Source organism: Deinococcus aquatilis DSM 23025, from assembly GCF_000378445.1.
Classification (GTDB): Bacteria; Deinococcota; Deinococci; order Deinococcales; family Deinococcaceae; genus Deinococcus; species Deinococcus aquatilis.
This window is the reverse complement of sequence record NZ_KB899769.1, coordinates 1-14,328: the sequence shown is the minus strand read 5'-3', so window position 1 is coordinate 14,328 and position 14,328 is coordinate 1. Positions and strand designations below refer to the sequence as shown.

Annotated in this window: 11 protein-coding genes and 1 pseudogene; 4 read left to right on the top strand and 8 right to left on the bottom strand. The window is 61.2% G+C overall.

The annotated features are described in order from the left end of the window. Both F561_RS29775 and F561_RS26675 read left to right on the top strand, forming a co-directional pair. Positions 1-259, top strand: a pseudogene (locus F561_RS29775) (IS4 family transposase); the annotation flags it as partial. A 654-nt stretch (positions 260-913) separates the two neighbouring features. Continuing rightward, positions 914-1,717, top strand: coding sequence for an SDR family oxidoreductase (locus tag F561_RS26675; RefSeq protein ID WP_019012382.1), 804 nt, complete (start codon positions 914-916; stop codon positions 1,715-1,717). Positions 1,718-2,437: 720 nt separating this feature from the next. Here the strand turns inward: F561_RS26675 and F561_RS0123340 are convergent. The 5 genes from F561_RS0123340 to F561_RS26670 form a co-directional block, all read right to left on the bottom strand. Further along, complete coding sequence (locus F561_RS0123340) at positions 2,438-2,923, bottom strand: hypothetical protein (RefSeq protein WP_019012381.1); 486 nt, start codon at positions 2,921-2,923, stop codon at positions 2,438-2,440. Next, a complete protein-coding gene (locus F561_RS0123335) occupies positions 2,920-3,666 on the bottom strand; it encodes an ABC transporter ATP-binding protein (protein ID WP_019012380.1) in 747 nt (248 codons plus the stop codon). The genes F561_RS0123340 and F561_RS0123335 overlap by 4 nt, the downstream gene beginning before the upstream one ends. Further along, positions 3,663-4,544 (bottom strand): ABC transporter permease subunit, encoded by an 882-nt coding sequence (locus tag F561_RS0123330; protein WP_019012379.1) that lies wholly within the window; start codon positions 4,542-4,544, stop codon positions 3,663-3,665. Before F561_RS0123330 ends, F561_RS0123335 begins: the two co-directional genes overlap by 4 nt. Next, positions 4,541-5,527 carry an aliphatic sulfonate ABC transporter substrate-binding protein gene (locus F561_RS0123325; protein ID WP_019012378.1) on the bottom strand — a complete coding sequence of 329 codons (987 nt, stop codon included), beginning with the start codon at positions 5,525-5,527 and terminating at the stop codon, positions 4,541-4,543. Before F561_RS0123325 ends, F561_RS0123330 begins: the two co-directional genes overlap by 4 nt. A gap of 68 nt (positions 5,528-5,595) precedes the next feature. Next, a complete protein-coding gene (locus F561_RS26670; RefSeq protein WP_019012377.1) occupies positions 5,596-6,813 on the bottom strand; it encodes an LLM class flavin-dependent oxidoreductase in 1,218 nt (405 codons plus the stop codon). Between the two features lie 1,224 nt (positions 6,814-8,037). Here F561_RS26670 and F561_RS0123315 point away from each other — a divergent pair. Then, entirely contained in the window at positions 8,038-9,423 is a 1,386-nt protein-coding gene (locus F561_RS0123315) for an SAM-dependent methyltransferase (protein ID WP_157452138.1), read from the top strand. Between the two features lie 221 nt (positions 9,424-9,644). Here F561_RS0123315 and F561_RS26665 read toward each other — a convergent pair whose 3' ends face one another. Beyond that, positions 9,645-10,502, bottom strand: a complete 858-nt coding sequence (locus F561_RS26665) for a transposase (protein ID WP_019012375.1) — start codon at positions 10,500-10,502, stop codon at positions 9,645-9,647. A 21-nt stretch (positions 10,503-10,523) separates the two neighbouring features. Next, positions 10,524-10,871 carry a hypothetical protein gene (locus tag F561_RS27570; RefSeq protein ID WP_019012374.1) on the bottom strand — a complete coding sequence of 116 codons (348 nt, stop codon included), beginning with the start codon at positions 10,869-10,871 and terminating at the stop codon, positions 10,524-10,526. Positions 10,872-11,217: 346 nt separating this feature from the next. Here F561_RS27570 and F561_RS0123305 point away from each other — a divergent pair, with 346 nt between their 5' ends. Further along, positions 11,218-12,537, top strand: a complete 1,320-nt coding sequence (locus F561_RS0123305) for a glycoside hydrolase family 125 protein (RefSeq protein ID WP_019012373.1) — start codon at positions 11,218-11,220, stop codon at positions 12,535-12,537. Between the two features lie 194 nt (positions 12,538-12,731). Here F561_RS0123305 and F561_RS0123300 read toward each other — a convergent pair whose 3' ends face one another. Beyond that, positions 12,732-14,102 carry a hypothetical protein gene (locus F561_RS0123300; RefSeq protein ID WP_019012372.1) on the bottom strand — a complete coding sequence of 457 codons (1,371 nt, stop codon included), beginning with the start codon at positions 14,100-14,102 and terminating at the stop codon, positions 12,732-12,734. Between the last annotated feature and the right edge of the window lie 226 nt (positions 14,103-14,328).

The following is a 14,328-nucleotide window of genomic DNA, read 5'->3' as shown; positions in this document are numbered from 1 at the left end:
CATGACGCTCCACGATCACGTGGAGCGCCTGCTCTGCCTGCTGACCCTGGCGTATGTGTGGTGCGTGCTGGTGGGTCTTCTCCAAACATGCACCGTGAAGGTGCACGGTCGACGAAACTGGAGTGTGGTCACCTTGGGTCTCCGTACCCTGGTGCGCACATTCGCGCGCATCCACGAGCGTGGAGAGGTCGAAGCCCTTCAACTGATTGGACTCTTGGAGCCGTCTCAGACAGAAAAATTAGAAAGTGTCGGGTACTGAGGTAGATCACAGTGGGTCGGCCAGGGTGAGGACATTGTCTCCTCAAGACCCTGGAGTTTTTTGCACTGACTACTCTGGCGGATCTGCCGGGGTTGGGCGGGCAGGGGGCCAACGCGCTGCCCGCCGCTCATGGCATGCCCACGGCGGTGATACTGGTCCCAACACGCTCAGCGCCGCGAGATGGACGGCACACTGCTTATGAGAAGTTCTGTCCTAGATAACTGGGTGAGGACATGATTGCAGCGTGCAGTTTCCACTCGTCAGCTGTCTATTGGGTGCTGTGCCCGTCGGTCTGGAGAACTCTACATTGCTGCCTGCGATCACGTGCCAATCACGTCCCTTCTCTTACCGTAAAGCCACTTCGGTCGGCGACCGAGGATCAGGGAGGTCTCCCCATGAATACTCTGTTTGACCACGGCCACCGAATGACCGCTGCACTGTCCATGACCCGGGCCTCACGTTGCCTCTGGTGGCGCTCATCGGGCATCGGCGGGCTACTCGCAGATGGCATTGCTGGCGTTTTCCAGAACTGCTCGGAACCCTGCTCTCTCCAATCTTCTCTGCCCTCATATTTTTTGATAAGGATGTCACCATGATGCAGTTTCTCCTGCTCTACTTGATGCTGGCCTCTCTGGTGGTTCCTGGGATTCAGTCGTGACGCGCGTACTGGTGACGGGCGGTACGGGTGTGCTGGGAAGCGCCATCGTGAGACAGCTTCAGACTCACGATGTGGCAGTGCGCGTCCTCAGCCGCCGTGAACGACCCAATCACGGCCAGATCGAGTGGGTGAGCGGCGATCTTACGACTCGGGCTGGCCTAGAAGCCGCCTTCGCGGGAGTGGATGTGGTGGTGCACAGTGCCACGTCTCAGAAGGCCAAAGAAGACCTCGTTATCACGCGCCGAGTCCTGGAGGCGGCGAAAGTGGCGGGCACTGGACACGCCCTGTACGTCAGTATCGTGGGCATCGATAGGCTGGGATTTTTCGATTACTACGCAGCCAAACTGGAAGGCGAGAAGCTGTTTGCGGCGAGTGGCGTGCCCTATGCCATTCAGCGGGCCACTCAGTTTCACGATTTCGTGGCGATGTTGCTGACGATGCTGGGCCGTGCTCCTGTGCTCCTGCTGCCCAGGGGCGTGACCCTCCAGCCAGTCGATCCTGAAGCAGTGGCCGCTCAGATTGCTCGGGCTGCACTGGGCCGGGTGGCAGGCCGCCTGCCGGATCTGGCTGGCCCCGAGGTGCGCTCGCTGGAAGACCTGGCAGTGGCCTGGCTGCATGCCCAGGGCAAACGTAAGAGAATGGTGTCCTTGCCGATGCCGCTTCCGATCTTCCGGGCCATGGGAAGTGGGCAACTCACCTCTGAAGAGGCTGAGCGCATCGGCCAGACCTGGGAAGTCTGGCTGGAGCACCACGTCTCCAGTCAGAACAGCGATCAACGGGTACGGGTGGGCGGCACATGACGCGCCACGCGACTGGAGTCATTCTGGCACTGGCATACCCGAACCTTCTACGACCGCTTCCCCGGTTTTGGTGTCTGGGTCGCGGGAGACGGCCCGTACAACGAGCACCTGATCCGGGATGTCGGTGGACTTAATCTCAGCCTAGCTGTTCTGGCGCTGCTCGCGTGGTTCGCGCCCGGCTGGGTGACGGTGCGCGCTGCCGGGCTAGCCGCGCTCGCGTACAGCGTGCCTCATCTGGCCTACCATCTGCTTCACCTGCACACGCTTCCAACCCTCGTAGACCGGATGAGCAGTGGCGTCGGGCTGCTGGGGTCAGTTGCGGCACCACTCTTCTTGTTGGTGCGGCCAGAGTCAAAGCGTAGGCATCAGACGCGCACCTGAGGGAAGGGCATCAGGCAGCACCAGCCCTAGATATTCTCAGCACCAGTCATTCAACTTCTACGCCTGAGAGGGCCGCGCGAATCTCAGCTTACTGCCGAACACAACGCTGAGATGCTGGAGCAGATCGCCCGGGCGCTGTTCGTCGGACATCCAACAGCTATCGTTCCAGAATGCTCTGGCCCCCCAATCTGGGACGTGCCTGCCCGGAGCCGCATCTCATCCCATTCTGGTGAGGTCTACCACTTCACCAGCAATAGAGACCTGACGGGCATCCAACCCCATTGAGTGCAGAGGCCCAGGCCCTCTGTGCCCCACAGCCATCCTTGAAGGTGAGACTGATCACGCCGCCCCTCTTGGGGCGAGGGCAGACGATGAAGAAAGCAGATGCGCGTGGGACGGCGCGGTCAGAGACACTCGCAGCAGTTTTCGGAGCGCCCGAGTGGGGAAAGACGGCGCTGGCTGTGCCTGTTCCCGCCATCCGGCAGGCAAGCTGAAAGCCACAAATTGCTGCACCTCAGCAGAAAAGAGGGATGCCAATGCCGTCTGAACCGATGGTTCCAGATCCAGCAGTAGAAGCCGCACTCCCGGTAACCCTGTCTGATTCAGGAGTAACCGCACTTCAGCGGGCAACCGGTGGGCCAGAGCCTGTTGAGCCTCGCTGAGGGCCACCGACCACACTGCGCCGGACAGCTCGGGCGACGTACTGAGGACCGCATGAATCGGGGCAGTCAGCGCCGAAGGATGGAGCAGCAGCGTGACTGGTGCCGGGGCCGCTTTGCCCCACCGCACCGCGTGAAGCCGGGGCTGATGAACGGCGGCCCTCACAACAACTGTCCTTCCAGGTGCCGCCGCAGGGGTTCAAGGGCAGCACGGTCACGCGGGCGGGGCAAAGGGGGACGCACATCTTCAGTCACTTCACCGCCGCGCAGCAGGATGACCCGGTCGGCCAATTTCAGGGCTTCATCCAGATCATGCGTGACCAGGAGCGTGGTGGCTCCAGTTTCGTCCAGCAGGGTTTCCAGAAGGGTGTGCATGCTCGCACGGGTCAGGGCGTCCAGTGCGCCGAAAGGTTCATCGAGCAGCAAGAGGGCCGGGCGGTGGGCCAGTGCACGCGCCAGCGCCACCCGTTGCCGCTGCCCGCCACTGAGTGCCTGCGGGTAGGCATCAGCGCGGTCAGCAAGCCCCACGCCTGCCAGTGCAGTAAGTCCAAAAGCCCGCTCTGTACGCGGCAATCCCAGCGTGACGTTGTCCAGTGCGCCCAGCCACGGCAGCAGCCGGTCTTCCTGAAACATCACCCTTACCCGCGCCGTATCACTGGCCTGCCGGATCTGCACCTGTCCGGCGCTGTGGGGAGTCAGGCCCGCCAGCACCCGCAGCAGGGTCGTCTTGCCGCCGCCACTGGCCCCCACCACCGCCACCCGTTCGCCGGGGGCCACATCCAGGGTCAGGTCACTGAGCACCGTATTGGAACCAAATTTGACGGTCAGGTTCTGAACATGCACGCTGGCTCCGTCGCCTGCCCGCAGGGATATGGGGTCGGGCAGGTGAACAGCAGAGGTGGCCGTCATGCCTGAACCTGCCAGGGCAAGAGGCGGCGCTCCAGCCCGCGCACGAGGGCGTCGGCGGCTTTGCCGATCAGGGCATAGATCAGAATGGCCAGCACGATCACGTCGGTTCGGAAAAACTCGCGGGCATCCATCGCCAGAAAGCCGATGCCGCTACTCGCCGCAAACGATTCGCTGACGACCAGGGCCAGCCAGGAGATGCCCAGCGCGTAACGCACTCCGATCAGGACGCTGGGCAGCGCTCCCGGCAAGGACACGCGCCGGAAGGTCTCCAGCGGAGAGAGGCCGTACACACGCGCCATCTCCGTGAGCTTGGGATCGATGCTCCGGACGCCGTGCAGGGTATTGAGGTACACCGGAAAGAAGGTCGCCAGCGCGATCAGAAAGACCTTGCCACTTTCACCGATGCCGAACCAGAGGATCACCAGCGGAATAAGCGCGAGGTTGGGAATGGTGCGGATCATCTGAAACGAGGAGTCCAGCAGCAGGTGCGCCGCCCGGAAGGTGCCGGTCAGGATGCCCAGCGCAAACCCCAGTCCGCCGCCAATCAGCACCCCGGTTCCAGCCCGCTGGAGACTCACCAGAAAGTGATGCCACAGTTCGCCGCTGCGGGCCAGTTCCCAGAACGCGAGGGCAACCGCACTGGGCGCGGGCAGCACCCGTGGATTGAGCCAACCCACGCTGGACGCCAGTTGCCAGAACGCCACCAGCAGCACCGGCACGAGCCAGCGCACCCCTTCCAGCACCCACTGCGGCGCGGGACGGCGGGGGGCCACCTGAACCGGAGTGAGTGCGGGCCGCCCAGTGATGGCCCCGGTCAGGGCGTCCTGCGTGACCTGAACCTGAGTCTTGTGCCCCGGCTTACTCTGCACCTGGGTCATTTCAGCCCCAGCGTGCCCAGCGCGGGCCGGAAGGCAGGCAGGGTCACGTAATACTGCGGGCCGAAGGCCACGTCTTTGGGCAGCACCCCCGCTTCACGGAAGGCGGTCGAGAGGGATTGCAGGGGCTTCAGGTCAGCGGCACGGAAAGGCCGGATATTGAAGGGCACACTCTTGGGAACGGTCACTTCCAGCACGCTTTTGGGGATGCCGAGTTCGTCGCTGAACTGGGAGATCACCGTGCCCTGATTCTTGTTGGCCCACAGCGCGGCATTCTCCAGTTCGGCCAACAGGACTTGCAGGGCGCGTTTCTTTTCCGGGTTAATCAGTACGGCGCTGGGCACCAGATGGTAGCTGTCGCCCCGGCCCAGGCCCTTGTGGTCGCGCAGAATGCGGGCACCTGTGGCCTGCACGGCGGTGGTCAGGAAGGGATCCCACACCGCCCAGGCGTCGATGCTGCCACTTTCAAAAGCAGGGCGGGCGTCGGGCGGCAGCAGCGGCACCACGGTCACGTCCTTGAAGGTCAGTCCGGCACTTTTCAGCACGGTGTACAGAAAGGCGTGGGCGCTCGATCCTCTCGCCACGCCGATGCGTTTGCCTTTCAGGTCGCTGACCTGCTGCAAGGCAGACCCCTTGGGCACGAGGACGGCTTCGGTGGTATCCGAGCGGTTCACGCTGACGCCGACGTATTTCAGATCAGCCCCTCCGGCGAGGGCAAACGCCCCCGGCGCGTTGCCCACGCTGCCAAAATCGACGGCGCCCGCGTTGGCGGCCTCCAGCAGCGGCGGGCCAGCCGTGAACAGCACCCATTTGAAGTCGATTCCCTGCGCGGCGTACCTGTCCAGCGTGCCGCGTGCTTTGAGGATGTTGGGAATGCCCCCCTTCTGATAGCCGATGGTAAAGGTGACGGCCTGCGCCGCGCTGGAGAGGGTGAGGGCCAGCAGAGAAGCACTCAGGGCGCGGGTCTGGATAAGGTTGAAGGTCATGGTGAGGCTCCTTGTAGACAGAATTCAGGGACAGAGTTCAGGGATGGAGACGGGCGGAATACCGGGCTTCAGATAGAGCGGAAGCGGCCAGCAGAGACGAGTTCCCGCTCGGCCTGCGTCTGATCGGTCCGGTTCGCATCCAGCGTTGGCGTGGATGTGTGGCCGAGCCTCTGCCCCGCGTGCGGCGTCAGGGCGGGGCTGGGGCGGCCCAGAGCCGGAAACAGCAGTTCGGCGGTGCGGTAGGCCTCTTCCAGATGCGGGTAGCCGCTGAGAACGAAGGTGTCCACCCCAACTCTCTGGTATTCGCGCAGCGCGGCAGCCACGTTCTGAGCGCTTCCCACGAAGGCCGTGCCCGCACCGCCGCGCACCAGCCCCACTCCTGCCCACAGGTTCGGCCCCACGCGCAGGCTTTCGCGGGTGCCTCCGTTCAGCGCACTCTGGCGGCGCTGACCTTCCGATCCGCTCGACAAAAACGCCTGATGTGCCTGTGCGATGGCCTCGTCGCTGATGCCTGCAATCAGGTCGTCGGCGGCGGCCCAGGCCTCGTCTTCCGTCTCCCGCACAATGATGTGTGCCCGCAGGCCAAACCGTACGGTGCGCCCATGTTGCGCGGCGTGCGCCTGCACCTGGGCAAACTTTTCGGCCACCTGTTCGGGGCGCTCGCCCCAACTGAGATACACGTCCACATGTTCGCCTGCCACGGCCAGAGCAGGCTGACTGCTGCCCCCAAAATAGATAGGCGGGTAGGGCTGCTGCACGGAAGGGAGCGGCGCACGGCCATTCGTGAGCTGCAGGTGCGGCCCGTGATGCGTGACCTCTTCGCCGCGCAGCAAGGCCCGGAACACGCCCAACCACTCGGCGGTCAGTTCGTAGCGTTCGGCCTGAGTGAGATCAAGTCCCTCAAAATCAAAATTTCCACTGCCCGACACGATATTCAGATTTACCCTTCCGCCTGAAATGCGGTCGAGCGAGGCGGTGAGGCGGGCCGCAAGCACGGGTGACAGCAGGCCGGGGCGCAGGGCCACCAGAAACCGGAGATGCCGGGTCAGGCTGCTCAGCGCACTGGCGACCACCAGCGTTTCTTCGTTGTTGCCGCCAGTGGGCAGCAGCACGCCGTCGAAACCCAGCACATCGGCAGCCTGCGCCACCTGCGACAGGTAGGAGAAGCTCGCGGGGCGGGTAGGCCGGCCGAGGCGGTGGCCGTCGCCGCCGGACGGAATAAACCAGTACAACTCGGGCGAGAGTAAGTTGGATTCGGGCTGGGCAGCATCAAAGGAAATGGACATGATGAACCTCGTGTGGGAATGAGAGGACGACTCCGACCTCCTCCAGAGAGGTCAGCAGGGCAAACAGATGGAGGAGGGCCAGCCTCAGCCGGATGGACGGAGTTCAGAGGTAGGCCAAGGAATGCAGTCCCGAAGCGGCGAGAAGGCCTCGCGGGCAGGGATCAGGCGACGACAGTCACGCGGGAACGTGGGGGCAGATCAGGCGCGACAACAACACATTCGCCCCGGACAGGGGGTCAGGTGGTGGCGATCAGGCTGGCAGTACGTCATAAGATCTCCCGGAGGGCGGGGGCAAGCCGATTTGTCTGTTCGGCCTGTCACCGCACTGGTTGAGCGTGACCCGTATTCGGGTTGGGGTTACCGTAGAGCAGTTTACAAAACTTGTCAACTATTAGAGGCCAATGCCTTTGCCCTGAGTACGCATGGCTGACCTGAGCACCGTCGTCTCCTGCTCACGCCAATCATGCACAGGGTCAGCGCCTTCCGCAGACTTCAGGGAAGACGCACGGCCTACGATCTCTTTCCCTCTGGAATATGCCGTTTATTGTGCCAATCTGTGGAATGGGTTGTGAAACGTCAGGTTTGCGGCGCACCTAAATACAGCGTTCTGGAAGGAGATTGATCGACAGCGCGAGAATGAGAAACAGGGTAAAACACTTCAGACAATTCTGGATTGATTATGAAATGCATAGAGCAGTACGGTGGTCAGGTGCCCCCTGCGAACAAGTTTGAGAGTGGTGCCCGACTGGATGAAGCTCTCTGCTGGCTGTCACAGACGTATCTCCTGGAAAAATCGACAACGGAACGGGCACCATCAGGCGCAGGAAGTGATTGATCATCGAAACTCTGGAGGAGAGAAGGTAGCAGCAAAGTGGCGATTTGTTGCAGGACAACCGTATGGTCAGAAGAAAGTCGCGGAACCTTGAAGCATTGGTCAAAGAATCGTCTGTCGTTGACCGAACGGAGTGAATTTCGGAGAATGGAAGCTTCGGAAGTTTTTTCTGGTGCTGTCATTCGGCCCGATTCCCCAAGAGGCATGGGGACGGTGCTGGCGTCCTCATGAATTGAGGAAAGGAAGAGGAGAACTGACGCACCCCAACGGTAGGTTTTCCAACACAGACATCTTGGGTACAAGCACCTTGACTCAGGTCACAAAGGGCGGTGTTGATCTGCTGCCTGAAATTCTTGAATGCAGCTAGAAAATCGGCTTCAAAGGAGTGAACTGTGGCTATAACCCCCCGATTATTCCCCCCGATTGTTCTGGGGCAGCATCAACGCAGTTTGCAGGCCACCCGCCTGCTGTTACGGCTGATGTTTGGTCCGCCCGAGACCCGTGCCCTCCATGTCCGCCTCTGGGACGGCTTTGAGGAAGGGCCAGAGGACGCACGGTTGACACTGGTGCTGAACCGGGCGGGTGCACTGCGCCGAATGCTGTTGCCGCCCAGCGACCTGAGCGTGGCCGAGGGCTACCTGTACGGTGACTATGACCTGGAGGGCGACGTAGAGGTCCTGATGGCTCAGGGCGCGGCCATTGCAGCCCGGCTTTTTCAGCCAAAAACAGCCCTGCAACTTCTTCCGCTGCTGTTGGCCCTGCCTGCCCATGACCACCCGCCGCGCCCCAGATACGTTTCTCCGCTTCAGGGAGAGGCACACTCGAAAGACCGGGACGCCCAGGCTATTCAGTCGCACTACGATATTGGCAACGATTTTTACGCGCTCTGGCTTGATGAGCGGATGGTATATTCCTGCGCCTATTTTCCCACTGGCCGAGAATCTCTGGAAGAAGCCCAGCGCATCAAGCTTGACCGGATCTGCCGTAAATTGCGCCTGAAGCCGGGTGAGGAATTGCTGGATATCGGCAGCGGATGGGGAGGTCTGGCCATTTACGCAGCCCAGACTTACGGCGTGCGGGTTACTGGAATTACTCTCAGTCCGGCCCAGCTTGAGGTTGCCCGAACGCGGGCCGAGGCTGCAGGCGTGGCCGACCGGGTGTCGTTCGAACTCCGGGATTACCGCGATCTGCCGCCGCAACGGACTTTTGACAAGATCGCCAGCGTGGGCATGGTGGAGCATGTGGGACGCGCCAGGCTGCCGGGTTATTTCGCTGAAGCCTACCGTCTGCTCCGTCCAGGCGGGCTCTTTCTCAACCACGGCATTGTCCCCGCAATCACGCCTCCATTTCTTCAGCCGTGGGCGCGGGTGCTCGAAGGCTATCTCGGCAAACATTCCTTCATGCAGGAATATGTGTTCCCAGACGGAGAACTGCGCCCGCTCAACGAGCTGCTGGGCTACGCCGAACGAACCGGTTTCGAGATCCGTGACGTGGAAAACATGCGCGAACATTACGCCCTGACGCTGCGGGAATGGGTGCGCCGCCTGGAACAGCGGCATGATGAGGTGGTTCGTCTGACGGATGAAGTGACCTACCGCATCTGGCGGCTGTACATGGCAGGCAGCGCGGACTCGTTTGCTGCCGGACGAATTGGAGTCGTGCAGAGCCTGTTGGCAAGGCCCACCGCCAACGGCAATGCTGAGCTGCCTCTCCACCGTGCCGATGTAGAACTGACGCCCTATCAACAGGCGCTGGATGGAACGGAAACTGCTGTCTGAAGGGGAAAAGGGTTCTGGCAAGTCATGTGTCAAACCGGACTGTGGGAAGTCTGGTCTGTCTACTTGATCTGACAGGACTGCTGGTCACGCAGCCTCAGTCTCTATACCGCGCCGTCCATACTCTTTCTTGCTGTGGTTGCACAGAGCCTGGCAAGCCAGATTGGAAGCCCTGATATGGACCTTTCAATTGAAATCCGTAAACAGCAATGGTTCGGACAGTTTTAAGCGGCTTTGACACCGAGATCAAGCGGCCTAGTGGGATGATTCTGTAATTCTTCAAAACGCTGTGACAGACCTAGATTGGCGAAGATTCGCTGGGCGAAGAGGAGGTTGAAAGCCCTTCGTTTGGCGTCTTCCATCGAAAAAACGATCTGCTGAGCAGGCTGTCCCGTCAGGGCAGCGACGCGAAGAAACTGTTCAGCCCGAGCGAGACTTACGGTCAGCATGGAGGCATTCCAGTGATTCTCCAAGCCTTTCTTCGAGCGCAACTGGCACGTCGTGAGTGAGGCGTGCTGCTTGGCATCACGGAAGACGAACTCCAACTGAAACCGGGCACTGTACAGTGCCCGAATCTGTTCGGCGGGCCTGCCCGTATCGGTGCTGTACAACACCACATGACCCCGAACTTTGCCAGCAAGGTCTACCGTTTGGATGACAATCACGCGAACATAACATCCGAAGTGAGGTGCCCACACCACCCGCGTCCAGACCTGCTCGCGCTCACTCCCCGCCACCCCTGTCCAACCCGCGAAGTCACAAAAATCGACTTTCTTTTCCCACTTCTGCCGTCCACCACGTCTTTTGGGATGCTGACCCGTGAAGGGAATCAGCAGATTGGCGTTCACCGCGAGTTTGGTGACGAAGGCGAAGCCCTCGTCACGGCACAGGTCGAAGAAGACTCTCTTGGCGTACTGACCATCCGCGACCAGAACCGGCGCGTAGGTTCTGAGCCAGACGCGGTGTTTCCTCAACAAGACCCGCAATTGGTCAAGGTATTGCTTGAGCCGATCAGCTTTTTCTGCTTTGGGGCGTGTCTGCCGGAGACTGATCGGGAACACATGATGCCCCACCCAACTCATCAAGGCAAGACAAGACAGTTCTCAGCCGCTTTCGGCCCGTACAACGCAGCTCTTCCAATACGACCCCAGACCGTAGGTCTGGCGTCCCGATTTCGGAAGAAAGCTCGCGTCCATGACCAGGACGAAACGCGGAACCAACGCCCGGCACCGGATCAAGAGCTGCACCAAGATCAACTGTAGAGCGTGCCAAGGAAGGGCACTGGTGAACTGTCGACGAAAGGTTTTTTCGTTCCAGCCGCTGTAGCGGCTGAAACTTAATGCATTGAGTCGCCCCGGGATGGACAACCAGACTGGCAACAGCTCGCTCAAAAATCGGTATTGGTGGGCAGGGACGGAGGCTAGAGTGAGCAGGATGGGTAGAATATTCATGGGGTCTCCTTGGTGCCGGTGTTGACAACCTCACCCTAAAGGAGACCCAGCTCTTTTGCCCATCGAAACTGTCCGAACCATTGAAACAGATAGGTTGCTCTGGATCATGTGGAAAGCGGCCAGTTCATGCCAGTTGCTGCGGGTATTCAGGCTGGAACAGTTTGCCCGTTGAGCAGCCTGCGAACCAAACCTCGTAAGCTGGGTGGGTGAACGGGCAGACGCGCCACCAGAAACGGACTGGAGTTCGCAGTTGGAACGAAGGCACGAATTCTTTCGTCTGGCAGGCGGTCGCCCGCGAAACCGTCCGGCTGCGTCGTCACTCTCCTGCCTGATGAGGAGTCCACCTATGATCTATCCAGCTGTCGAGCACCTGAAAGCCGAGATGCAGGACCGTCTGCGCGATCAGCCAGCGTTGGCCGATGCTTTTGCCTGTTGTTTTCCCAACACCCTCGAAACGACGGTTCGCCTTCTGGATGACGGCACCAGTTTCGTGTTCACCGGAGATATTCCGGCCATGTGGCTGCGGGATTCCTCGGCACAGGTCAGCCCCTACTTGCCTCTGGCCACCCATGATGCCGGGCTGCGCCGACTGATTTCGGGCCTGATCGAACGGCAGGCGCGGTATCTCCTGATCGACCCCTACGCCAACGCCTTCAATGCAGAGCCGGACAACAGCGGCCATACGGCTGACCGTCCTCCCAAGGGCGACTGGGTCTGGGAACGTAAATTCGAGCTGGATTCGCTGTGTTACCCCGTGTCGTTGCTGTACCGGTACTGGCGGACCACCCAGGATGAAACGGTTTTCAGTGAGGCCGTGCGGGAGATGCTGCAAACCGTGCTCCGGGTGATGCGGACGGAGCAGCGCCACCACGAGGATTCCCCCTATACCTTTGAGCGCCCTGACCCTCTGCTGCCCAGCGATACCCTCACGCACGGCGGGCGCGGCAGCCCAGTGGCCTACACCGGGATGGTGTGGTCAGGCTTTCGCCCCAGCGACGATGCCTGTACCTACGGCTACCTGATTCCGGCCAACATGTTTGCAGTGGTGGTGCTGGGCCAACTGGCTCAGATGGCGCGGGAGGCGTTGGGAGACACCGAGCTGGCTGCTTGTGCCTCGGCACTTCGCAACGAGATCCAACAGGGCATCCACGCGCACGGCACGGTCCAGCATCCGGTCCACGGCCAGATCTATGCCTACGAAACAGATGGCCTCGGCCACCACCTGCTGATGGATGATGCCAACGTGCCAAGTCTGCTGTCCCTGCCCTATCTGGGTTACTGCCCAGCAGATGATCCGCTGTACCTCCGAACCCGGAGATTTATCCTCAGCCCCCACAATTCCACCTATTTTTCGGGTCGATATGCGGCGGGAGTGGGGAGTCCGCACACCCCCGGTGGCCTGATCTGGCCGATTGCGCTGGCGATGCAGGGTCTTACCTCTACAGATCAAGCTGAACGACAGCAGTTGCTGAACACCCTGACGGCCACCACCGCAGGCACCCACTACATGCATGAAAGCTTTCATCCCAACGATCCGGCCCACTTTACCCGGCCCTGGTTCGCCTGGGCCAATAGCCTCTTCGCAGAGTTTGTTCTCGCCTCCCTACAGCCAGAAAGTGCCCAACACACCACGTCCAACGGCCTGACCTCCTCTCCCAGAGATTGAGGATTTTCACAAGCAGCTCTGAGCTGGGCAAAGGAGTGATCGAGAGTGACGGCGCTCCCAGGAAATACACCCGGATCCCTACCGCCACCGATTTCTGGTCAGCTTCCTGCGGCAACCTCCGGGTACGCCTCCCGGCTGATGGGTCGCCCGGTCATGGCCTATAAATTCAGGAGCTGCTGAAGACTGGCCGCCTCTCAATCCTGCACGAAGTCGGAGCCACCGATGTGCAGGGCGTCTCCAAAGCGGTAGAACAGCAGGCGCTGCTCTGTGCCCCGTGCCGGACGCAGGGTGATGCTGTACCCCTGCACCGAGTAGCGGCCTGCACTCGCTGCGCTGCTGCTGGCCGCTGTATTGGAGGTCGATGCTCCGGCAAATCGGCCACCAGTGAAGCTGCCGTCCGGCTTGAAGGTGTAGTTGCTGCCCACTGCAACCATCACGTCGCCTCCCAAGGCCGTATTGCCGCCCCCGCCCAACGACTCATAGCCGCCTGTGAGTTTCAATCCACTCGGAGCAGGTTTGAGAGCGTCCTGCACCTCAAACAGCTCGGTTTGACCGTCGCCCCAACGAATCTTGAAATTCTGTCCCTGACGTGTCCACTGTCCCCACTTCTGCGGCTCGAGTTCCCGCGAAAGCTTGACATTAAAACTGCCAGGAGCCCAATACGGGTCGTTGTAGACCGTCCCGTCCTTGAGAAACAGCGCCGGTGGATAGGTGATCAGGACCATGCCGCCCACGCCGATCCCACTGGACTGGGTGGTATAGACCCCCAGAATGGCGCTGTCTTTCAGGCCCTGCCCTGCGGCGACCAGAAACCGTTCTGCGGGCTGATTCTTGAAGCGCCAGGCCGTGTCCGCCACGGGAAGAGTCGATGCCTTGAGACCCGTTGCATTGACCACCCGGCAGTCTTCAAGGGTGATGGACGTATCGCGGTCAAATTCTCTGACCCGGCCCACCACCGTCACCGTCTGGCCCTGCGGAGGATTGGCGGCGTCTCCAGCCATGTGGTAGCAGTACACCGACCAGCGCACCTCGCGCCGATCATCGCTCTGGGTCAGAGAACGGCTGCGCTGCACCTTTCCGGTCACTGCGATCTGCGAACCCAGGGAGCGGAGTTTGGTCAGCACCGCCTGCTCGGCGGCCCTGGCTCCTGTGGACTGGGGCAGGGTCGCCAGCGTCTGCCCGGCCAGAGAGGAGAGCTGCGCGACGCTGTAGCGCACGGCGGCAGGGCCGGACGCGTTCTGAGAGCTGGAAGGAGTCGCCGGACTGGAACCCGTTGGGGTCAGGAGCGTTCCTAGCTGCGGCAGTTTGGCACGGAGATTGAAGGTGTCTCCCTGAAGCTGCGCCCGGTAGGCGGCGCAGACTGTGGAAGCGGAACCGAGTTGCCGGGTGCCAGCCACAAGTTTTTCAAGTTGCGGGCCAAGCTGTGTGCGCAACTGCGAGACGGTGGCGTCGCCCAGACGCCGTTTGAGTTGGACCTCGAACTGCTGAAGTCCCTGACCTTGCAGCCAGGTGGCGTAGGCCTGTTTGGTGGCGGCAGCGGTGGCCGGATCCTCAGTACCCGACACTTTGTTGAGGGGTTGAAATCTCCCGTCTGATCCGTCAAAACAGAACGCGTCCCCTGCCACGCTGACCCATCTGACGCGCTGCTTTTGTGCTCATTTCCCGGAGTACCGCAAAAACCAAGTGGAACTGCTTTCTCTCGTTGTCCTGGCACTCCTTCAAGCCAAGGACGTCCGGCATGGGGAGCTGGCTGAGCGTTTCCCGGGAAGCGCAGGGGCGTCGTCGGTCATT